This is a genomic window from Stenotrophomonas sp. Ste86 (genome assembly GCF_024519465.1).
Lineage (GTDB): Bacteria > Pseudomonadota > Gammaproteobacteria > Xanthomonadales > Xanthomonadaceae > Stenotrophomonas.
Genome location: NZ_JALJRW010000009.1, coordinates 142,881 through 163,897 on the forward strand (window position 1 = coordinate 142,881; position 21,017 = coordinate 163,897).

At 66.5% G+C, this 21,017-nt stretch carries 14 protein-coding genes; 8 read left to right on the top strand and 6 right to left on the bottom strand.

Translation table 11 applies throughout. The features are described from left to right. Positions 1–669 precede the first annotated feature (669 nt). Positions 670–2,655, top strand: a complete 1,986-nt coding sequence (locus NR101_RS10600) for an AsmA family protein (RefSeq protein ID WP_256775818.1) — start codon at positions 670–672, stop codon at positions 2,653–2,655. A 528-nt stretch (positions 2,656–3,183) separates the two neighbouring features. Here NR101_RS10600 and NR101_RS10605 read toward each other — a convergent pair. The 3 genes from NR101_RS10605 to mtgA are packed head-to-tail and all read right to left on the bottom strand — an operon-like array spanning position 3,184 to position 5,367. Continuing rightward, on the bottom strand, positions 3,184–3,615 hold the full coding sequence (locus NR101_RS10605; RefSeq protein WP_256775819.1) for a CBS domain-containing protein: 432 nt from the start codon (positions 3,613–3,615) through the stop codon (positions 3,184–3,186). After that, on the bottom strand, positions 3,575–4,594 hold the full coding sequence (locus NR101_RS10610; protein WP_256775820.1) for a glycosyltransferase family 2 protein: 1,020 nt from the start codon (positions 4,592–4,594) through the stop codon (positions 3,575–3,577). The genes NR101_RS10605 and NR101_RS10610 overlap by 41 nt, the downstream gene beginning before the upstream one ends. A gap of 23 nt (positions 4,595–4,617) precedes the next feature. After that, positions 4,618–5,367 carry a monofunctional biosynthetic peptidoglycan transglycosylase gene (gene mtgA / locus NR101_RS10615; RefSeq protein WP_256775821.1) on the bottom strand — a complete coding sequence of 250 codons (750 nt, stop codon included), beginning with the start codon at positions 5,365–5,367 and terminating at the stop codon, positions 4,618–4,620. Between the two features lie 79 nt (positions 5,368–5,446). On the opposite strand from mtgA, the gene NR101_RS10620 reads away from it, so the two are divergent. The 3 genes from NR101_RS10620 (at position 5,447) to NR101_RS10630 (ending at position 10,630) form a co-directional block, all read left to right on the top strand. After that, on the top strand, positions 5,447–6,343 hold the full coding sequence (locus NR101_RS10620; RefSeq protein ID WP_256775822.1) for an Hsp33 family molecular chaperone HslO: 897 nt from the start codon (positions 5,447–5,449) through the stop codon (positions 6,341–6,343). Positions 6,344–6,462: 119 nt separating this feature from the next. Next, on the top strand, positions 6,463–7,320 hold the full coding sequence (locus NR101_RS10625) for a hypothetical protein (protein WP_256775823.1): 858 nt from the start codon (positions 6,463–6,465) through the stop codon (positions 7,318–7,320). A 457-nt stretch (positions 7,321–7,777) separates the two neighbouring features. Further along, on the top strand, positions 7,778–10,630 hold the full coding sequence (locus NR101_RS10630) for a TonB-dependent receptor (protein ID WP_256775824.1): 2,853 nt from the start codon (positions 7,778–7,780) through the stop codon (positions 10,628–10,630). Positions 10,631–10,771: 141 nt separating this feature from the next. Here NR101_RS10630 and NR101_RS10635 read toward each other — a convergent pair whose 3' ends face one another. After that, positions 10,772–11,374, bottom strand: a complete 603-nt coding sequence (locus NR101_RS10635) for a TetR/AcrR family transcriptional regulator (protein ID WP_228884169.1) — start codon at positions 11,372–11,374, stop codon at positions 10,772–10,774. Between the two features lie 165 nt (positions 11,375–11,539). Here NR101_RS10635 and NR101_RS10640 point away from each other — a divergent pair, with 165 nt between their 5' ends. Beyond that, a complete protein-coding gene (locus NR101_RS10640; protein WP_256775825.1) occupies positions 11,540–12,460 on the top strand; it encodes an alpha/beta hydrolase in 921 nt (306 codons plus the stop codon). Continuing rightward, positions 12,457–14,937 (top strand): acyl-CoA dehydrogenase, encoded by a 2,481-nt coding sequence (locus tag NR101_RS10645; protein WP_256777739.1) that lies wholly within the window; start codon positions 12,457–12,459, stop codon positions 14,935–14,937. Before NR101_RS10640 ends, NR101_RS10645 begins: the two co-directional genes overlap by 4 nt. A gap of 634 nt (positions 14,938–15,571) precedes the next feature. Here the strand turns inward: NR101_RS10645 and NR101_RS10650 are convergent. Then, a complete protein-coding gene (locus NR101_RS10650; protein WP_256775827.1) occupies positions 15,572–15,928 on the bottom strand; it encodes a DUF1304 domain-containing protein in 357 nt (118 codons plus the stop codon). Between the two features lie 28 nt (positions 15,929–15,956). After that, positions 15,957–17,291 (bottom strand): MFS transporter, encoded by a 1,335-nt coding sequence (locus NR101_RS10655; RefSeq protein WP_256775828.1) that lies wholly within the window; start codon positions 17,289–17,291, stop codon positions 15,957–15,959. Between the two features lie 216 nt (positions 17,292–17,507). Between NR101_RS10655 and NR101_RS10660 the strand changes: the two genes are divergently transcribed. Both NR101_RS10660 and NR101_RS10665 read left to right on the top strand, forming a co-directional pair. Next, positions 17,508–19,100: a choline dehydrogenase gene (locus NR101_RS10660; protein ID WP_256775829.1), complete on the top strand. Its 1,593-nt coding sequence runs from the start codon at positions 17,508–17,510 to the stop codon at positions 19,098–19,100. A 153-nt stretch (positions 19,101–19,253) separates the two neighbouring features. Continuing rightward, entirely contained in the window at positions 19,254–20,627 is a 1,374-nt protein-coding gene (locus tag NR101_RS10665) for a serine hydrolase domain-containing protein (protein ID WP_256775830.1), read from the top strand. Positions 20,628–21,017: the final 390 nt, after the last annotated feature.

Below are 21,017 nucleotides of genomic sequence, written 5' to 3' on the forward strand. Positions count from 1 at the left end.
CCCAACGGTCCCGCCAACCCACCCGCCCCGACCCCTGACAGTTTTTCGGGCCTCTTGGTGAAAGCGGTGGAGCTGAGCTGAGCTGAGCTATTGCCGCGTTTGTGGGAGGGGGTAAGGGCATGCCGACCGGAGGTCGGCACTGAGCGAGTGCAAGGCAACGGCGCGGCCACGGCCGATGCCGCTCCTTTCCCTCCCCCCTCTTCCCCCACACACCTCCCCCAATACCCCAAACGCCTAAATCCCCGCCCCAGAATCGACGACCCAGGCATCTCGAGATCCATCAGGCGCAGCCACCCACGGGGTGGCTCTACCTGGCACACCGGGGGTCTGTCGGGGGGGGGGCGCGGGTGGGTTTACGGGACCGTTGGGCGCCATGGATGGCGCTCACGAGCTTACATGGGTGAAGGCGCATTGCTTGCGAGGCACGGCCTCGCATGCGACTGAACGCACAGCCGCCAGCGGCTGGGCCGGGCCGCGGAGCGGGACTTGCAGCGTGTCCCGTAAACCCACCCGCGCCGCGCCAACCAGCAAAACCCTCAGCCAAAGGCCGTTGAAGTTGCAGTTGCAGTTGCAGTTGCTGTGGCTGTTGCTCAAAAGCTCCTAAAAAAACCGCACCCTGACACCATCCTTACCAATGCTTCGCACCCCCTGCACGATGAACAGGGAAGGATGGAGCATGTGAACACTGTCGATTCCCCTGTCCCCTCCCCCGTGTCGCGCCGTTGGCGCTGGCGTCGTCCCGGCAAACGAGGACAGCGGTGGCTCGCCATCCTGGTCTTCCTCTTCGCCGCCATCCTCCTGCTCATCGCGCTATGGGACTGGAACTGGTTCAAAGGTCCCGTGGAACGCGCCGTGCAGGCCAAGACCGGGCGCGAGTTCCATATCAACGGCGATCTCGACGTCGACCTCGGCCGCACCACCACCATTCGCGCCGACCGCCTCACCTTCGCCAACGCCGACTGGGCCAAAACCCCGCAGATGGCCAGCGCCGACCGCGCCGAAATCGCCCTCCGCGTCTGGCCCCTGCTGCGTGGCCAGGTCCGCATCCCCGAAGTGCGCCTCACCCGCCCTGACCTGCTGCTGGAAACCGGCCCCGGCAAGGACACCCCGGGCAACTGGGATTTCCTTGGCCCCTCCACCGGCAACCCACCGCAGCTGCAGCGCCTGCTGATCGATGACGGCCGCCTGCAGTTCCTGGATACCGCCGGTCGCACCGACGTCCTGGTCGCCCTCACCAGCGGCAGGCCGCGCACCGAGGACAGCGCCCCGCCGCTGCTGGTCAAGGGCAAGGGCCGATGGAGGGGCAACCCCTTCTCGCTGGATGGCAATACCGAATCGCCGCTGGAACTCACCAACAGCGATCACCCCTTCCGCATCCATCTCGACGGCCGTGCCGGCGGCACCCATGCCATCGCCAGCGGCACGCTGACCAATCCGTTCGCACTGCGCGTCTTCAACCTGGAGCTGATGCTCAGCGGCCAGGACATGGAAGACCTGTTTCCGCTGATCGGCGTGGCCATGCCCTCCACCCCGCCGTACCGGCTGAAAGGCCGCCTCAAGCGCGACAACGACATCTGGCGCTATGAGAACTTCACCGGCACCGCCGGCGATAGCGACTTGAGTGGCACCGCGCAGATCGATGTGGGCGGCGACCGCCCGTTCCTGAAAGCCGACCTGGTGTCCAAGCGCCTGGACTTTGATGACCTGGCTGGCTTCATCGGCGCACCGCCGAAGACTGGCGCCGGCGAAACCGCCAATGCCGAGCAGAAGGCCAAGGCTGCCGCCCTCGCCGCGCGCGCGAAGATCCTGCCCGACACGCCCTACAACCTGACCAAGCTGCGTGCGATGGATGCCGATGTGCGCTGGAAGGCGCAACGGATCAACTCGCCCGTCCTGCCGCTGGATGACATGGATGCCCACCTCAAGCTCAACGATGGTCTGCTGCGTCTGGAGCCGCTGAACTTCGGCGTGGCTGGCGGTGACATCCGCAGCACCATCCGCATGGATGCCCGCAAACCAACGATTTCGACCCAGCTGCAGGCCAGCATCCGCAAGGTGCAGCTGGGCAAGCTGATGCCCGACTCGAAGCTGGCCGAGCAGGCCTCCGGCGGCCTCAGCGGCGACGTCATGCTGGCCGGCACCGGGAACTCCGTCGCCGCCATGCTCGGCAGCTCCGACGGCAACGTCGCGCTCGGCATCGGCAAGGGGCACATCGGCAACCTGATCATGGAGCTGGCCGGGCTGGACGTAGCCGAATCGCTGAAATTCCTGTTCACCGGCGACAAGCAGATCCCGTTGCGCTGCGCCTTCGGCGACTTCGGCGTCAACAACGGTGTGATGACATCGCGCGCGCTGGCCTTCGACACCACCGACACCCTGATCATCGGTCAAGGGACTGTCGACCTCAAACAGGAACAGTTGGACCTGTTGCTGCGCCCGCGCCCGAAGGACGTCAGCATCCTCGCCCTGCGCTCGCCGCTGCGCATCGGTGGGAGCTTCAAGGATCCCTCGTTCCGTCCCGACTTCAAGGCGCTCGGCCTGCGCGGCGCCATCGCCCTCACCCTGGCCACCATCACCCCGCCGGCCGCTCTGCTGGCCACGTTCGAACCCGGTCCGGGCAAGGACACCAATTGCGGTGGTCGATATGCGAAGTAGCGCGGCCTAGCGCGCGGCAGCGACTACGCACTGACGCTCCACGGGCGGGCTCCGCGCTGCCCTTCTCCCGCGCCTGTCGGCAGTCTCCCTTGATTCACAAGGGGACTGCCTGGACACACGCATTGCGGGGAGAACGGGTGCAGCTTTGGCCGGTAGTGCAGGCGCTGCATGGATCTAGTGCTTTCTTCGTTTGGGCTCTTCGCGAGCGTGAGGGCCCCGTGGCGGCCGGTAGGCCCCTGGCGCAAATGTCCCCCGGCCGCGGGGCGGCCTCCTCCTTTATTTTGCCCAGGGGCCTACAGGCCGCCACGGGGCTCGGCTTGCGGTGCAAATGCAGAAGCCAGGCTCTTATGGCCTTGGTCGGTGGGTCGGGCGCGGGGCCCGCATGCCCTTTCCGGCGACGCCCCCGGCCGCGGGGCGGCCTCCTCCTTTATTTCGCCTCCAAGGGCATGCGGGCCCAGCGCCCGACCAATCGACCACCGAGCCTCCTAGCGCATGGCAAAGAGCGCGGAGAACAGACGCGTAACCGCTTCACCCCGCCACGATGTACTGCTGCAGCTGATCCAGCTTCTGCGCCTGCTCATCGATCACCGACTTGACCAGATCGCCGATCGAGATCACCCCGACCACGCTGCCCGCATCGACCACCGGCAGGTGCCGGATGCGGTAATCGGTCACCAGCTGCAGGCAATGCTCGACCTGCTCGGCCAAGGCCACCGTCACCACCTTCGCGGTCATGATGTCGCTCACCCGCGTCGTCCGCGATGAGCGCTCGTGCAGCACGATCTTGCGCGCGTAATCGCGCTCGGAGAGGATCCCGACCAGTTGCCGGCCCTCCATCACCACCACCGCCCCGATGCCCTTGTCGGCCATCAGCCGGATCGCGTCGATCACCGCCGCGTCCGGGGGTACCGCGAAAACCTCAGGGGACTTGCCTTCCAACAGCTGTCGTACCGTGGTCATCTCGCTGCTCTCCACTGATGGGATGCAGGCCCGAGTCTGCCACGAACGGCGCCTGCCAAGTGTCAACCAGGTACAGCGGACGCTGCTTGGACTCCTCGTACAGCCGCCCCAGGTATTCCCCGATCAGGCCCAGTGCGATCAACTGCACGCCGCCCAGGAACAGGATCACCACCATCATCGTCGGCCAGCCCGCCACCCGGTCCCCGTACAGCGCCGCCTTGCCCACGATCCACAGTGCGAACAGGAAAGCGAAGCCGGCCGCGGCCAGTCCCAGGTACGTCGTCACCCGCAAGGGCGCGGTCGAAAAACCGGTGATCCCTTCCAGCGCGAAATTCCACAGCTTCCACAACCCGAACTTGCTCTCCCCCACCAACCGCGCATGCCGGTGGTAGGGCAGCGCCTTGCGCCGGAAGCCGACCCAGCCGAACAGCCCCTTCATGAACCGGTGGCGTTCACGCAGCTGTCCCAGCGCCTCCAGCGCGCGCGGCGACAACAGGCGGAAATCGCCGGTATCGGCGGGGATCGGGGTCTTGGACAGACGCCCGATCACCCGGTAGAACGCCGCCGCCGTACTGCGCTTGAACCAGCTTTCGCCGTCGCGCACCAGCCGCGTGCCGTACACGTTGTCGTAGCCCTGCTGCCACAAGGCGACGAACTCGGGAATCAGTTCGGGCGGATCCTGGCCATCGGCGTCTAGGATCATCGCCGCCCCGTCGCCGACGAAATCCAACCCGGCGGTGAGTGCCGCTTCCTTGCCGAAGTTACGCGACAGCCGCAGCACGCCCACGCGCGGGTCGGCCTCGGCCAGCGCCTGCATCACCGCCCACGTGGTGTCGGTGCTGCCGTCATCGACATACAGCACCCGCCCCTCGATATCGGGCAGCCCGTCCAGTACCGCGCGCAGCCGCGGGTGCAGCATCGGCAGCACCAGCGCTTCGTTGTGTGCCGCAATGACCAGGGTCAGGCGTTGGGCTGTCATGCGGGGATTGTAGCGGTCGGCATTCAGTCCTCGCCCAGATAGGCGCCGCCGCCCAACTGGCGGGCCTGCCGCTGGATCCATGCCGCGCGGCGCTGCACGTACGGCCCCGGCCTGCTGGCGTTGTAGCGGCGCGGCGCCGGCAGCACCGCGGCAAGGCGCGCGCTCTCGGCCGGGCTCAGGCGCGCGGCGTCCTTGCCCCAGTACTGCCGGGCCGCCGCCTGCGCGCCATAGATGCCGTCGCCGAACTCGGCAATGTTGGCGTACATCTCCAGGATCCGCGACTTCGGCCACAGCGCCTCGATCAGCACCGTGTACCAGACCTCCAGGCCCTTGCGGATCCAACTGCGGCCCTGCCACAGGAACAGATTCTTGGCGACCTGCTGGCTGATCGTGCTGGCCCCGCGCAGGCGACCACCCTTGGCGTTGTGGTCGCGCGCCTTCTCGATCGCCTGCAGGTCAAAGCCATTGTGCTCGGGGAAGCGCTGGTCTTCGGCGGCCACCAGCGAGATCGGCAGGCTCGGTGCCATCTGGTCCAGGTCGCGCCACTGGTAATGCAGGCGGTAGTCCCAATCGCCCTGGCCCAGCGCCTCGCCGTACCGCCACAGCATCACCGTGGACAGCGGCGGATCGATGAAGCGCAGCACCAGCACCTGCAGCACGCTGAAGGCGGCAAACAACACCGGCAGCCACAGCAACCGCTTCCAGTGCCAACGCCGCGGGCGTGACGGTTCCAGGCCCGGTCCGGCCTTGAGATTGCTGCGCTCTGCCCCCATCAGTGGTGCATCCTTTGCTTGCACGGTTGTCGGCGCATTATCCGGCAACCGCCCCTCTATAAGCGCAGCCACCGAGCCGATGACCGCCCAATCCGACACCCTTGTCCGTTTCCTGCTTCCCGCTGCCGGCGTCCGCGGCGTGCACGTGCACCTCGATGCGACCTGGCGCGAGATCCTGTCCCATGCCGTCTACCCGCCGACCGCCGCTGAACTTCTCGGCGAGGCCAGCGTCGCCTCGGCGCTGTTCACCGGGCACACCAAGGTCGACGGGCGCCTGTCGATCCAGCTGCGCAGCAACACCCCCATGCGCACCCTGTTCGCCGAATGCACGGCCGCCGGTACCCTGCGCGGCATCGTGCAACTGGCCGACGGCGGTGGCGATGCGCCGCGCGATCTGACCTCGCTGGGCGAGGATGCGCTGCTGGCCATCACCATCGAGAACCCGGGCCTGGACCCGCGCGAACCGCAGCGCTACCAGAGCCTGGTCGGGCTCACCGCCTCCGGCCTTGACGAAGCCTTCGAAGATTACTTCCGTCAGTCCGAACAGCTGCCCACGCGATTGCTGCTGGCCGCCGACGGCGAACACGCCGCCGGCCTGCTGCTGCAGAAGCTGCCCGGCGACGAGGGCGACCACGACGGCTGGTCGCGCGCCAGCGCCCTGTTCGAGACGCTGGGCAAGCAGGAACTGCTTGAAGTGGCCGGCAATGAACTGCTGCACCGCCTCTTCCATGAAGAAGCGCCGGAACTGCTGGGCGAACGCCCGCTGCGCTTCGACTGCTCCTGCTCGCGCGAGCGGGTGGAGGGCATGCTGGAATCGCTGGGCGAGGTGGAAGCCCGCGCCGCGGCCGAACCCACCGGCGCGATTGACGTGCGTTGCGAATTCTGCGGACGCGAGTATCACTTTCCCTTGACGGAACTGGCCATACTGTTCAGCGATACCGGTGTTTCCTCGCCGGCACCTGAACGGCTTCAGTAATTGCCGCACGAGTTTTGTTCTGGGGAGAACGAAGACTTGTTAAGAAATCATAAACGCCCTAGGATCAGTGTCCCGCTTCGGCGGGAACTTGTGCTCACCGCTGCTGTCTGAGAGTTCCCATGCGCTCCCTTCTGCGTCTACCGCTGGCCCTTGTGATCGCCCTCGCTGCGATAACGGGCGCGCATGCGCAGAACAAGCCGCGCCAGGACAGCACCGTGCTGCCGATCTGGAACAAGGGCAGCGGCAAGGTCGAGGCCCTGCTGTACCTGGAACCGACCGGCGAACAGGCGGTCGGCGCACGCTGGCATTTCGGCCGCAGCTCGCTGGACGCCGCCTTCGGGCTGTCCTCCGGCGATTCGCTGGGCCTGCTCTGCAACAGCAGCCGCGGCACCAGCATCAGCGGCCTGGCCAGTCATTGCATGTTGGCCAGCCTGGGGGACGATGAAGACAGCTCGCTCAGCCGCCGGGTCAGTGGCACTGCCGCATTCAACCGTCCTGGCGGACGCCTGGGCATCACCGCCGGCAGCGGCCGCGATACCCTGCCCGCGTGGCTGGCCGGTCCCAACAAGTCGCCGGCGCTGCGCGCCGAGCAGAACGACCTGACCGTGTTCGGCCAGAAGAACATCGGTCGCGAAGGCTTTGTGTCGATCGGCGGCACCTATGCCAAGGCACGCCTGGTTCCGCTGTCCGATGCCTCCCCGGCGCTGGTCGACCGCTGGGACAGCAAGAGCCTGACCATCGGTGCCGGCTACGGCAATTTCAGCGGCAACATCATCGGCCGCGTGGTCGATGTGCCCGGGCAGCCCGGCAAGTGGGAAGGCCTCGGCGTCGGCCTGACCTGGCGCACCCCGTGGAGCGGTCAGCTCACCGTCGGTGCCGAGAACGTGATCACCCGCGGCAAGAATCCCTTCGCCCCGCGCAACGAGAGCACCGACGAAGGCACCGTGCCCTACGTCCGCTACGAACAGGATCTCTGATCCCCCAGCGCCTGGCGCGGGTGGATGTTTCGAAAGGCGCGCCCGCCACGGCGCGCCTTTTTTGTTCCAGTGGTGCCGCCTCCCAGCAGACGGATCGCCGAAGACGTTGCACATCTTGTGTCTCATGAACGGTCAGAAACCGGGCGTGATGCGCCACCTGGCTGATGCGACTGGAAAGCGATTGATACAAATGGTGACAAATCAATTGCAACTATTTTCTTCACCCTATCTTAACCATCGAGACAAAAGTACGCCACCCAAAAGAAGATGTAATTGATTTGGAAGGCATTTCTTTAACGACAGGCCACGCACAAGCTGTATTAACGCTACTTTAATTCTTTGGAATCCGCAGTTACTATCGAGTCAGCCTCGTGGTGCTTGGCGCCGCTTCTTTGGTGCCGCCGCAGGCAAACACACCCTAGTGAATACCCAAGATTCCCTTGGAGAGAGAGAGCCAATGAATTTCAAGTCCAACAAGCTGCGTGATGCGGTCGTGGTCGCGCTGGTCGCGAGCGCCGGCGTCGCCACTGCACAGGCACAGGAGTCGGGCAGCCCGACCAACCTCGATCGCATCGAGGTCACCGGTTCGCGCATCCGCCAGGTCGATACCGAAACCGCACAGCCGGTCCTGACCATCACCCGTGACCAGATCCAGCAGCAGGGCTTCAAGTCGGTCGCCGACATCCTGCAGAACATTCCGACCGCCGGCTCCCCGGCCATCAGCCGCACCTCGCCGCTGAGCTCGGGTGAAGCCGTCGGTGGTTACTACATCGATCTGCGCAACCTCGGTGCCAACCGCACCCTGGTCCTGGTCGACGGTCGTCGCCTGGGCATCACCAACGATGGCCTGCAGGACGTCGCCTCGATTCCGTCGGCCATGGTCGAACGCATCGAAGTGCTGAAGGACGGCGCATCCACCATCTATGGTTCGGACGCCATTGCCGGCGTGATCAACATCATCACCCGCAAGAACTTCGAAGGCGCCGAAGCCAACGTCTACATCGGCCAGTGGGACCAGGGCGATGGCAAGCGCGAGAACTACGACTTCATCATGGGCTTCCGTGGTGAGCGCGGCTCGCTGACCGCCGGCGTCGAATACACCAACGAAGATCCGGTGTGGGCCAAGGACCGCTGGTTCTCCCGCGACCGCTTCCCGACCGGCGAGAAGAGCGACCCGCGCCCGGGCGGCCTGTCCGGTACCTCGCAGTGGGGCCGCTTCCTCTACAACGGCACCAACTACACCCTGCGTCGTGACGTCGCCGGCCTGGATCCGACGCAGCTCTCCAGCTATCGCCCGCTCGACGGCACCGACGTCTCCAACCCGGCGCTGGCCTCGACCGTGTACAGCGGCATCAAGCGCAAGTCGGCCTTCTTGAACGGCACGTTCGACTTCACCGACAACGTGCGCTTCGACACCAGCGTGATGTACACCGACCGCGAGTCGTTCGCCCAGAACGCCGGTTATCCGTTCTCCAGCGCCAACTTCGGGCTGAGCGAAGGAGGCTTGTCGCCTGACAGCGCGTTCAGCCCGGTCGATGTGCCGGTGCAGTACGTGCGCCGTGGCTGGGAAGTGCCGCGCCAGGTGCAGAACAACCTGACCACCACCCGCTTCACTGGCGTGTTCAGCGGCTCCTTCCAGACCGGTGAGAAGTACTGGGACTGGGAAGCGGGCTACCTGTACAACCAGAACAAGGGCACCCAGATCAGCACGGGTAACCTGAACACCTACGCGGTTGGCCGGGCCACCGGTCCGTCGTTCCTCAACGCGAACGGCCAGTACCAGTGCGGCACCCCCGACGACGCGGTTCCGATCCCGGTCGGCTCCGGCCCGGGCGCGTGCACCCCGTGGAACCCGCTGATCCCGGACGGTTACAACTCGCCCAACAGCCTGTCCGACCCGAACGTGCAAGCCTATCTGTACCAGCCGGGCCAGGCCGTCTCCAAGACCGTCACCAAGAACTACTTCGCCAACATCTCCGGCAGCGTGCTGACCCTGCCGGCCGGTGACCTGGGCGTGGCCCTGGGCATCGAGCGTCGCGAAGAAAGCGGCTCGTTCTCGCCGGACGCGCTGGCCCAGACCGGTATCTCCACCGATCTGGCTTCCGGCCCGACCACGGGCGGTTACAACCTCAACGAGGTCTACCTGGAACTGCAGGTGCCGATCCTGGCCGACCTGCCGTTCGCCAAGGAACTGACCGTCACCGCCGCGACCCGTTACTCGGATTACGACACCTTCGGTGACACGCTCAACAGCAAGTTCGGCCTGAAGTGGAAGCCGATCGACCAGCTGCTGATCCGTGGTACCTGGTCGGAAGGCTTCCGCGCCCCGACCGTGGCCGATCTGTACGGCGGTATCTCGCAGACCTTCGAGTTCTACACCGATCCGTGCGATACCTCGTACGGTCCGGCGGGCGGCAACGCGCGCTGCCTCCAGGACGTGCCGGCCGGCTACCGCCAGCTGAATTCGTCAGGCACCGACGTTTCGCCGGGCCCGGGTGAGCAGAGCAACGTGCCGTTCATCACCGGCTCGAGCCCGGAGCTGACCCCGGAAACCTCCAAGTCCAAGACCTTGGGCGTGGTCTGGAGCCCGGAGTTCCTCACCGGCTTCAACACCTCGCTGGACTGGTGGAACATCCGCATCGACAACACCATCGTTGCCGATACGCCGACCGACCTGCTCAATGACTGCTACCTGCGTGGCATCGAGTCGCGCTGCGTCGGGTTCAGCCGTAACGCTGCGGGTAACGTCACGGCCCTGAACTTCGGCCTGCGCAACGCCGGTTACCAGGAAGTGGAAGGCTTCGACTTCGACCTGAACTACCGCTTCGAGACCAGCTTCGGCAACTTCACCACCTCGCTGCAGAACAGCTACGTGGTCAAGAGCGAAATCAAGCAGGACAACTCGGACAACCCGCCGACCCAGCAGAACGGCTTCGGCGGCAACTTCCGCCTGCGCTCGAACGCTACGATCAACTGGCAGCTGGACAACCTGTCGGTGACCTGGACCGCGCGTTACTACTCCGGTACCAAGGAAGAGTGCTTCTTCGACGACCGCTGCACCCTGCCGAACTTCAGCGCTCCGGACACTGCCGGTCAGATCCTGGCGCAGAACGAGCTGGGCTCCAACACCTTCCACGACCTGCAGGTTGCCTACACCCTGCCGTGGAATGCGTCGGTGGCCATCGGTGCCAACAACGTGTTCGACCATTGGGCTGCGCCGGCATACGCCCAGCCGAACTCGGGCTACTCGTACTACGGTGGCTTCGACATCGGTCGCTTCGTCTACATGAAGTACCAGCAGAAGTTCTGATCGCTCCACGGATCAGCACCTGATGCAGCAACGGCCCCGAAAGGGGCCGTTGCTTTTTGTGCGACAGCTGCCGGTCCGGAAACGGTCGACCACGAAAAAGGCCGCGTCTCCGCGGCCTTTTCGCTTGCAACCCGGCGCTGCTCAGCCGATCGGGATCAGCGTCTCGATCACGTGCTCCACATACGCCTCGAAATCCTCGCGCGCCTGCTTGGGCTGCTGCAATTGCAGCGACAACTGCAGGAAGCCGACATAGGCCGCATACGCCAACCGTGCGCGGTGCTGCGCATCGGTGCGGCTCAGCCCGGCCTGGCGGAACGAGGCCACCAGGTATTCCAGCCGACGGTGCGACACGCGGTCGATGACCGGCCGCACCATCGGGTGGTCCAGCGCCTTGAGCAGCTCGCTGTAGATGATGTGCGGCTGCACCTCGTGCGCCACCACCTGGAACAGCTGGCGCAGGCGCACGCGCGGATCGGGCACGTCTTCCAGGCTGCCGAACACCTGCTCCTGCTCGAACAGCTCCCAGCGCTCCAGCGCGGCCTGCAGCAGCGCATCACGGGAGGGGAAATGCCAGTAGAAACTGCCCTTGGTCACCCCGAGACGACGCGCCAGCGGTTCCACCGCGACCGCACCAACGCCTTGTTCTGCAATGAGGTCCAGGGCGGCCTGGGCCCAGTCTTCCGCGCTCAGGCGGCTGTTGCGGCCGGCACGTGGCTCGCCGGCGGAAGCTTCAGGTTCATTCATGGCAACGATTTAACCATACGCCGGGGTTCGTGTCCGCCAAATGCCGCGTCCGCAGCCGGTCCGGCGCCTTCATCACGCGTGCTGGCCCGCCCCTCCCGCAGCATCGCAGCGACCACCATACCCTCAAGTATTGACATGCCACGGGGCAGGTCCATACTAACGAGTATGGTCAATCCTTCCGCTACCCTGCCCCGTTTTGAAGATGAGCGACTGACCGGCGCGCAGGACGCCGTGCTGGCTGCTACCCGCTCCCCGCCGGGACGCCGCGGCACGGTGCTGTTCGCTCATGGCTTCGGCCAGACCCGGCATGCCTGGATCGCCACCGCGCAGTCACTCGCCGCCGCCGGGTACCAGACCCTGGCTTATGACGCGCGCGGCCACGGCGATTCGGACTGGAACCCGACCGAACTTGCGTACCACGGCGAGCAGTTCGCCGACGACCTGATCGTGCTGGCCGGCGAACAACCGCAGCCGCCGATCCTGGTCGCCGCCTCGATGGGCGGTCTGTTCGGGCTGCTCGCCGAATCGCGCTGGCCTGGCCTGTTTTCGGCGATGGTGCTGGTGGACATTACGCCGCGCTGGGACACCGCCGGGGTCGAACGCATTCTGATGTTCATGACCGCGCACCCGGACGGCTTCGCATCGCTGTCGCAGGCCGCCGACGTGATCTCGGCCTACATGCCGCACCGCCCGCGCAAGTCCGACGATTCCCTGCGCGCGCTGCTGCGCGAAGACGGCCACGGTCGCTGGCGCTGGCATTGGGACCCACGCCTGGTCGCCGAACTGGCGCGCGACAGCGAACAGCACCAGGACGCGCTCGCCGAAGCGGCGCGCCAGGTGAAATGCCCGTTGCTGCTGGTCAGCGGCGGCCGCAGCACCCTGGTCACCCCGCAGACGGTGGCCGAATTCCTCGCGTTGGTGCCGCATGCGCGCCATGTGCAGTTGCCGGAGGCCACGCACATGGTCGCCGGTGACGACAACAACGCCTTTACCGCTACTGTGTTGGACTATCTGGACGTGCTGCCCTCGGCCTCCGCCGTGGCACAGTCCGCCACTACCGAGCACGTCACCGGAGCACGCTCATGAGCATTGTCGTTCCCTTCCTGGCCATCCTGCTGGCGGGCGCCATCGTCGCCTACCATCGGATGCGGCTGATCACCTGGACGATCATCAGCGTCGTGCTGCTGGCCGCCTGCTGGTTCATCCCCTACGTCAACCAGACCGCCACCATCGTGGCCGCCGCCATCGTCGCGGTCATCGCCGTGCCGCTGCTGCTGCCCTTCATCCGCAAGCCGCTGCTGACCGCGCCGATGATGAAGGTGTTCCGCAAGGTGCTGCCGCCGCTGTCGCAGACCGAGCGCATCGCGCTGGAAACCGGCTCGGTCGGCTTCGAAGGCCAGCTGTTCACCGGTGACCCGGACTGGAACATCCTGCTGAACTACCCCAAGCCGCAGCTTACCGCCGAAGAACAGGCCTTCCTCGATGGCCCGGTCGAAGCGCTGTGCAAGATGGTCAATGACTGGGAAATCACCCACGTCTACGCCGACCTGCCGCCGGAACTGTGGAGCTTCATCAAGAAGAACAAGTTCTTCGGCATGATCATTCCGAAGGAATACGGCGGCCTGGGCTTCAGCGCGCTGGCCCACCACAAGGTGATCCAGAAGCTGGCCTCGGTGTCGAGCGTGGTCAGCTCCACCGTCGGCGTGCCCAACTCGCTCGGCCCGGGCGAACTGCTCAACCACTACGGCACCCAGGCGCAGAAGGACCAGTACCTGCCACGCCTGGCCGATGGCCGCGAAGTGCCCTGTTTCGGCCTGACCGGTCCGTTTGCCGGCTCGGACGCCACCTCGATCCCCGATTACGGCATCGTCTGCAAGGGCGAGTGGAACGGCGAGCAGGTGCTCGGCGTCAAGCTCACCTTCGACAAGCGCTACATCACCCTGGCCCCGGTGGCCACGCTGATCGGCCTGGCCTTCCGCATGTACGACCCGGACGGGTTGATCGGCACCACCCGCGATATCGGCATCACCCTGGCGCTGCTGCCGCGTGAGACCGCCGGCGTGGAAATCGGCCGCCGCCACTTCCCGCTCAACTCGACCTTCCAGAACGGCCCGATCCGCGGCAAGGACGTGTTCATTCCGCTCACCCAGCTGATCGGCGGCGCCGAGAAGGCCGGCAAGGGCTGGAACATGCTCAACGAGTGCCTGGCCGTGGGCCGCTCGATCACCCTGCCCTCCACCGCCAGTGGCGGCGCGAAGGCCGGTGCGGTGGTGACCGGTGCCTATGCGCGCATCCGCAAGCAGTTCGGCCTGTCGGTCGGGCGCTTCGAAGGCGTGGAAGAAGCACTGGCCCGCATCGGCGGCAAGGCGTACGCGATCAGCGCGCTGTGCCAGGCCACCGCGGCTGCGGTGGACCGCGGCGATGTGCCGTCGGTGCCCTCGGCGATCGCCAAGTACCACTGCACCACCATGAGCCGTGAAGTCATCTCGGACATGATGGATGTGATCGGCGGCAAGGGCATCATCCTGGGGCCGCGCAACTTCGCCGGCCGCAGCTGGCAGGCCGCGCCGATCGCGATCACGGTGGAGGGCGCCAACATCATGACCCGCAGCCTGCTGATCTTCGGCCAGGGTGCGATCCTCTGCCACCCGTGGGTGCTGAAGGAAATGAAGGCCGCGCAGGACCCGGACACCAAGGCCGGCCTGCAAGAATTCGACCGCAGCCTGTTCGGGCATATCCGCTTCGGCATTTCCAACGCCGTGCGTTCGTTCTGGTTCGGCCTGACCGGCGCGCGTATCGGTGCCGCCCCGGGCGACGCCTACACCCGCCGTTACTTCCGCAAACTCGACCGGTATTCGGCCAACCTGGCGCTGATGGCCGACATCTCGATGATGACGCTGGGCGGCAAGCTGAAGTTCAAGGAATCGCTGTCCGGTCGCCTGGGCGATGTGCTGAGCCACATCTACATGACCAGCGCGATGCTCAAGCGTTACCACGACGAAGGGGCACCGGCGGCCGACCAGCCGCTGCTGGCCTGGGCCTTCCATGACAGCGTGCACAAGATCGAAGAGTCGTTGTCCGGTGCCCTGCGCAACTTCCCGATCCGTCCGATCGGCTGGCTGATGTGGCTGCTGATCTTCCCGTTCGGCCGTCGTGCCGAGGCGCCGGGCGACCGGCTGGGCCACCGCGTGGCCGCGCTGCTGATGGCGCCCAACGAAGCGCGTGATCGCCTGGCCAACGGCGTGTTCCTGACCCCGTGCGAGAACAACCCGGGTGGCCGCATCAACAGCTACCTGTCCAAGGCGATCATGGCCGAGCCGGTGGAGCGCAAGTTCATCAAGGCGGTCAAGACCAAGGGTATCGAGGCACTGGACTTCCACTCCCAGCTGGACGAAGCCGTGGCCGAGGGCGTGATCACCCAGGACGAGCGCACGCTGCTGGAAGAGCTGCGTACGCTGACCCTGGAAACCATCACCGTGGACGATTTCGATCCGCACGAGCTGCGTTCGGCCGGGTATTACGACCGCGAACGCAAGGATCAGCAGTCGCAGGAAGCGGCGTGATCCAGGCAGCGGCGTGATCCAGGCAGCGGCATAAACGAAAACGGCGGACTTCGGTCCGCCGTTTTTTTTTCCGTTTTATGCAAGCACACGGACGAGCCATATCTGCAAGCTCGTGCGCTGGGCAGAGGTGCGCGGGTTTGCGGGACACGCTGCAAGTACGTCCCGGTAAGCTCGCGTGCGCCATCCATGGCGCACGACGGTCCCGCAAACCCGCACACCTCCGCCCTCGACAGTTGACTGGCGGCCATGTAAGCGCAGGCGTGCTCAGAGCAGCGCGTAGAACGATGTCGCTCTTTCGTTTCGCACCCGCACACTGTCAAAGGGTGGGTACGGGTGGGTACGGGTGGGTTGGCGGGACCGTCGGGCGCCATGGAGGGCGCACACGAGCCTCCACGGATGGATTTACGGCGTGTCCTGCCAACCCACCCGTGCCCGCCCAAGCCAGGCAACGGCCGTCCTCGCAGCCGTTGATCTGGCTCTTCGCTTCAGGCATCGACCTACCCGCACGTCCAAACTGCGCGCGCGACGAGGGATGCATCACCGTGTTCAACGCGCGCAGCCCGGTATCGGTGTTGCTGCAGGCTAGGCACTGATCGTTATCGCGCAGCCACCCATGGGGTGGCTGTACGCCGGTTCAGGCCGGCACCATCCACCAGGCGGCCACGGCGAGGATCGCCGGCACGGCCTGGATGAAGAAGATGCGCTTGTTGACGCTGTACGCGCCGTAGCAGCCGGCCACGATCACGCAGCCCAGCGAGAAGTTCACCAGCATCGGCAGATGATCGAACACGCCCCAGAACAGGCCGGCGGCCAGGAAGCCGTTGTACAGGCCCTGGTTGGCGGCCAGCACGCGGGTGGCCTCAGCCTTCTCCGGCGTGTTGCGGAAGGTCCTCAGACCGAGCGGCCGGGTCCACAGGAACATCTCCAGCACGAGGAAGTACACGTGCAGCAGGGCGACCAGCAGGGTCAGGGTCAGTGCGGTCCAGTACATGGGCAGGCCTCGATGGGATGCGGAGAGCTTACTCCGGGCGCTCGGCCGGCAGCTTCTTTTCCTCGCGCAGCAACCCGAACGCGGCCGTGGTCATGATCCCGGCCACCACCAGGCCACCGGCGAACACCGCATGCGACCCGAACAGCGACAGCCCCTTGTGCACCCAGGCGAAGGTCAGGTCCGCACCGCGGTACACCACGGTGTCGATCGCCGCGCCGGCCTTGTAGCGCCACTGGCGATCCACACGGGTGAAGATCGTCTCGCGCGCGGGCTTGGCCAGCGAGAACTCGCTGGCGCGGGTCATGATCTGCACCAGCGCCACCAGCATCGGCAACGGCGAAGCGGCCAGCACCGAGAAGCCGATGATGATCGCAAAGCCGGGGATCAACAGCGCCGGGGCGATGCCGTGGCGCGACAGCAGCCAGCGGGTCAGGCCCAGCTGCAGGATCAGGGTCAACGCATTGACTGCCAGGTCCACCCGCGAGAAGAACGCGGTGCTGGCCGCCGGGTCGGTGTACAGACGGCGCACGATCGCCGCCTGCTCGTTGTACAGCAGCGTCCCGATGCCCACCCCGAACAGCACCAGCACCGCCAGCCAGCGCAGCAGCGGCTCGCGCGCGATCAGTTTGAGGCCGTCGAGCACGCTGCCGCCCATCGGGGTCTCACCCGAGGCCAGCTGTTGTTCCTGCTCCCGCGCCACGGCCCACAACCGCAGCCGCCAGATGCACCCCAGGCAGGCGGTGAGGAATCCCGCCGAGACCAGCATCAAGTTGGCGATGCCGACCCGCTGCACCAGCGCCGAGGTGATGATCGGGCCCAGGAAGGCACCGAGGGTGCCGGCCGCACCGATGTAGCCGTACACCGCGCGCGCCTGCGTGTTGGAGAACACGTCGGCCATGAAGCTCCAGAACACGGCGACCGCAAACAGGTTGAACACCGCGGCCCAGAAGAAGAACGCCATGCCGCGCCCGGGGACGCCACTGTCGAACAGCAGATAGAAGCCCAACAGGGAGACGATGAAGAAACCATAGACCGCCGGCAGGAACACCCGGCGCGGGTAGCGGCTGACCACTGCGCCGTACAGCGGCTGCAGCACCAGCATGATCAGGAACACGCAGGTGAACAGGACCTGCAACACGAAGTCCTGCAGCGCGATGCCATGCGCACTGAACCAGTTGATCAGCACCGGCGGGAACACCGCCTGCGGATCGGACGAAGCGGCCATCGCCTCGCGCACTGGGCGCAGCACGTAGTAGCCGCTGAGCAGGCAGAAGAAGTACAGGCATGCCCAGATCAGCGGCGGGGATTGCCGCAGCGCCCCGCGCAGCCCCGGACGTACCGGTGCCGGTGCTGCAGCACTCATCGCACCCACTCCCGGTCCGGGCGGCGTGACAACGGCGGCATCGTGGCGACTCCAGGCAGCAGAGCGCGCAAGGTAAACGATGCACCGCAACATCGCCAGTCTCCGGCAGGGCCATACGCGTAACGCAGCGTGGCTGTCATCCCGTCCCCGCTACCGGCCGCCCTGCCCTATGCTCGCAGGGCACCGTTGGGGAGCGGTCCGTATTCGAGGGGAACCATGTACGACTACATCATCGTGGGCGCCGGCTCGGCCGGCTGCGTACTGGCCAACCGCCTCAGTGCCGATCCGCGCTGCCGGGTGCTGCTGCTGGAGGCCGGTCCGCGCGACCGCAACCCGTTCATCCACATGCCGGCCGGACTGGCCCGGCTGGTCAACAACCGGCGCATCAACTGGAACCTGGAAACCGAAACCGAGCCGGCACTGGACGGACGCCGGCTGTGGTGGCCGCGCGGCAAGGTGCTGGGCGGCTCCAGTTCGATCAACGCGATGTGCTACGTGCGCGGGGTGGCCGCCGACTACGACGGTTGGGCCGCCGCCGGTGCCAGCGGTTGGGAATGGGCGCAGGTGCTGCCGTGGTTCCTGCACAGCGAATCCAACAGCCGCGGCGGCAGCGCGCTGCATGGCGACGCCGGGCCGCTGTCGGTGTCCGACCTGCGCCACCACAACCCCCTCTCGGCCGCCTTCCTCGATGCGGCCGTGCAGGCCGGGCACGCACGCAACGATGACTTCAACGGCGCTGCGCAGCTCGGCGTCGGCCTGTACCAGGTCACCCAGCGCGAAGGCGCCCGGTGTTCCACCGCCACCGCCTACCTGCGCCCCGCGCGCGGTCGGCGCAACCTGACCGTGCTTACCGGCGCGAGTGCCACCGCGCTGAGCTTCAGCGGCGACGCCGCCAGCGGCGTGTTTTTCCGCCAGGGCCGCCAGCATCGGCATGCCGCCGCGAGCGGCGAGGTGATCCTCAGTGCCGGCGCGATCCATTCACCCCAGTTGCTGATGCTGTCCGGGATCGGCGCGGCCACGCCGCTGCGCAGGCATGGCATCAGCGTGCGCGCCGACCTGCCCAGGGTCGGCGGCAACCTGCAGGACCACCTGGACATCTGCACCCTGGTGCATACCCAGCCAGGCGTGAGCTACGACCGCGCCAACCAGGCGCGCATCGCCGTCGACTATTTCCTGCGCGGCCGTCGCGGCGCCGGCAGCAGCAACATCGCCGAAGCCGGCGGTTTCGCGCGCTCGGCCTTGGCCACCGACGCGCGCGCCGACGTGCAGTTCCACTTCGTGCCGGCCATGCTGGACAACCACGGCCGTCACCGACTCCCCGGCGATGGCTACACGCTGCATGCCTGCGCCCTGCATCCGCGCAGCCGCGGCCGGATCCTGCTGCGCGATGCCGACGCGGCGTCCGCGCCGCGGATCGAAGCCAACTACCTCAGCGATGCCGACGGCGCCGACCTGGCGATGATGAAGGAATGCGTGCGCATGTCTGCGGCGATCCTGCGCCAACCGGCCTTCGATCGCTGGCGCGGCGCACCGATCTTCCCGCCCCGGCAGGACCTGGACGATGCGGCGTTGACCGCCTTCATCCGCGCCAAGGCCGAAACCATCTACCACCCGGTCGGCACCTGCGCGATGGGCATCCACGCCGACGCGGTGGTCGATCCGCAGCTGCGCGTGCGCGGACTGCGCCGGCTGCGGGTGGTGGATGCCTCGGTGATGCCGAGCCTGGTCAGCGGCAACACCAACGCGCCGACCATCATGCTGGCCGAGCGTGCCGCGCAGTGGATACTGCAGGACGCTGTCTCAAGCTGAACAGGGCTGCGCTGCCAAGTACCGCGGGGAGCGGCCGGGTGATGCAAAAACCGCGCCTTTTCAACCAGATACGCATTCATCTTCGCTTCGTTTGTGCAATCACGAAAAGCGGCGCTAGAATCGGTCACAGCAGTTGCGCACGGGCCCTACACGATGAATCAGAACAGCAGGCGCCGACCGATCCGTTCGGCGGCCACCGGGTTGCTGGGCATGTTGATGCCCATTGCAATGTCTTCCACTGCCCAGACCCCCGCGTTCCCCGTCAACATCGAGAACGCCGCGGCGATTCCGCACACCCAGCCGGCCGCGTACCGCGCCACTGAGGCGAACCCGAAGGTGCTGCCGCCGGCGCAGGGCTTCAACGTCGCCGCGATCGAATCGATGGCCCAGCAGCTCACCTACGGCGAGCGCGTGCCAGGCATGGCCGTGGCCATCGTCCAGGGCGGCCGCGTGCTCAGCGCGCGCGGTTACGGCGTCACCGACGTCAATAACCCGCAACAGGTCGACGCACACACCGTGTTCCGCCTTGCATCGCTGTCCAAGGCCTTCGCCGGCACCATGGCCGGCCTGCTGGTCAACGACGGCACGCTGCGCTGGGACAGCAAGGTCACCGACTACGTGCCCGGTTTCCAGCTGAGCACGCCTGAAGCGACCGACCGCCTGACCGTGGCCGATCTGCTCAGCCACCGCGTCGGCCTGCCCTACAACGCTTACGACCGCGACGTGGAAGGCAACGCCGAGTACTACACGCTCACCCACAAGCTGGCCTCGACCTCGCTCAAGTGCCTGCCGGGCGATTGCTACGCCTACCAGAACGTGGCCTTCAGCCTGATCGGCGACGTCGTCTACGCCGCCTCGGGCAGCTTCTACGAACAGTCCGTCGAGCGCCGCCTGTTCAAACCGTTGGGCATGGACGATGCCAGCCTTGGTCTGGCCGGCATCCAGGCCAGCTCGCGCTGGGCGCGTCCGCACGTGCGCAGCCGCAATGGCTGGGTATCGTTGAACCCGAAGCCGACCTACTACCGCCTGGCCCCTGCAGCGGGCGTCAACGCCAGCGCCAGCGACATGGCGCAGTGGCTGCTGGCCCACACCGGCCACCGCCCCGACGTGCTGCCCGCGCCGCTGCTGGCCACCCTGCACTCGACCCTGATCAACACCCCGGGCGAAATGCGCTCGGGCTGGCGCCGCGAACGCCTGCATTCGGCCGGTTACGCACTGGGCTGGCGCAACTTCGATTACGCCGGCCATGAAGTGGTCTTCCACGCCGGCGCCGTGCAGGGCTATCGCGGCCTGGTCGCGCTGGTGCCCGAGCGCGACCTCGGCATCGCCATCCTCTGGAATGGTGAAAGCAGCCTGCCCAGCGGCCTGCTCCCGACCATCCTGGACCAGGCCATGGGCCTGCCGACCCAGCGCTGGCTGGACGTGGACACCGACTTCGGCAGCGACAGCCTGATGGCCGAAGACGCCGCGCCGGCGACCAAGCGCAAGGGCGTCTCTTCCAATCGCGCGGTGGCCTCGCCGCGTTGAGTGCGGCACCGGCGTGAATCGAAAAGGCGGCCGCTCGGCCGCCTTTTTTGTGGCCGAACGGATCGGCCAGACGATGGGTAGAGCCACCCCATGGGTGGCTGCGCAATGCGTGCGAACCTCGCGGTCGATCAGCCTGGCATTGATCGCGTGTAGCGTCGGGCGCAGCGGGCAGCGGGGGGAGCCGGCCAGCGGCGGGCACTGCCGACGCGCGGCGTAAGCGCGGCAAAGGGCGGCGGCGACGGCGACGGCGACGGCGACGGCAGCCGAGCGTGGCTCGGCTCTACCCTGCTGCGCATGCGCCGCGTAACGGCCACAAACACGGCGCCCATAAAAAAGGTTCTTCACCCAACTCCGGGGAAGGCCGCCCGGATCTTCAGGAAGAAGTACGCG

Excerpts from the sequence above, each read along its gene's own strand:
- NR101_RS10600 (WP_256775818.1), top strand. The coding sequence starts at position 670 with ATGGAGCATGTGAACACTGTCGATTCCCCTGTCCCCTCCCCCGTGTCG.
- NR101_RS10605 (WP_256775819.1), bottom strand. The coding sequence starts at position 3,615 with ATGACCACGGTACGACAGCTGTTGGAAGGCAAGTCCCCTGAGGTTTTC.
- NR101_RS10610 (WP_256775820.1), bottom strand. The coding sequence starts at position 4,594 with ATGACAGCCCAACGCCTGACCCTGGTCATTGCGGCACACAACGAAGCG.
- mtgA (WP_256775821.1), bottom strand. The coding sequence starts at position 5,367 with ATGGGGGCAGAGCGCAGCAATCTCAAGGCCGGACCGGGCCTGGAACCG.
- NR101_RS10620 (WP_256775822.1), top strand. The coding sequence starts at position 5,447 with ATGACCGCCCAATCCGACACCCTTGTCCGTTTCCTGCTTCCCGCTGCC.
- NR101_RS10625 (WP_256775823.1), top strand. The coding sequence starts at position 6,463 with ATGCGCTCCCTTCTGCGTCTACCGCTGGCCCTTGTGATCGCCCTCGCT.
- NR101_RS10630 (WP_256775824.1), top strand. The coding sequence starts at position 7,778 with ATGAATTTCAAGTCCAACAAGCTGCGTGATGCGGTCGTGGTCGCGCTG.
- NR101_RS10635 (WP_228884169.1), bottom strand. The coding sequence starts at position 11,374 with ATGAATGAACCTGAAGCTTCCGCCGGCGAGCCACGTGCCGGCCGCAAC.
- NR101_RS10640 (WP_256775825.1), top strand. The coding sequence starts at position 11,540 with ATGGTCAATCCTTCCGCTACCCTGCCCCGTTTTGAAGATGAGCGACTG.
- NR101_RS10645 (WP_256777739.1), top strand. The coding sequence starts at position 12,457 with ATGAGCATTGTCGTTCCCTTCCTGGCCATCCTGCTGGCGGGCGCCATC.
- NR101_RS10650 (WP_256775827.1), bottom strand. The coding sequence starts at position 15,928 with ATGTACTGGACCGCACTGACCCTGACCCTGCTGGTCGCCCTGCTGCAC.
- NR101_RS10655 (WP_256775828.1), bottom strand. The coding sequence starts at position 17,291 with ATGAGTGCTGCAGCACCGGCACCGGTACGTCCGGGGCTGCGCGGGGCG.
- NR101_RS10660 (WP_256775829.1), top strand. The coding sequence starts at position 17,508 with ATGTACGACTACATCATCGTGGGCGCCGGCTCGGCCGGCTGCGTACTG.
- NR101_RS10665 (WP_256775830.1), top strand. The coding sequence starts at position 19,254 with ATGAATCAGAACAGCAGGCGCCGACCGATCCGTTCGGCGGCCACCGGG.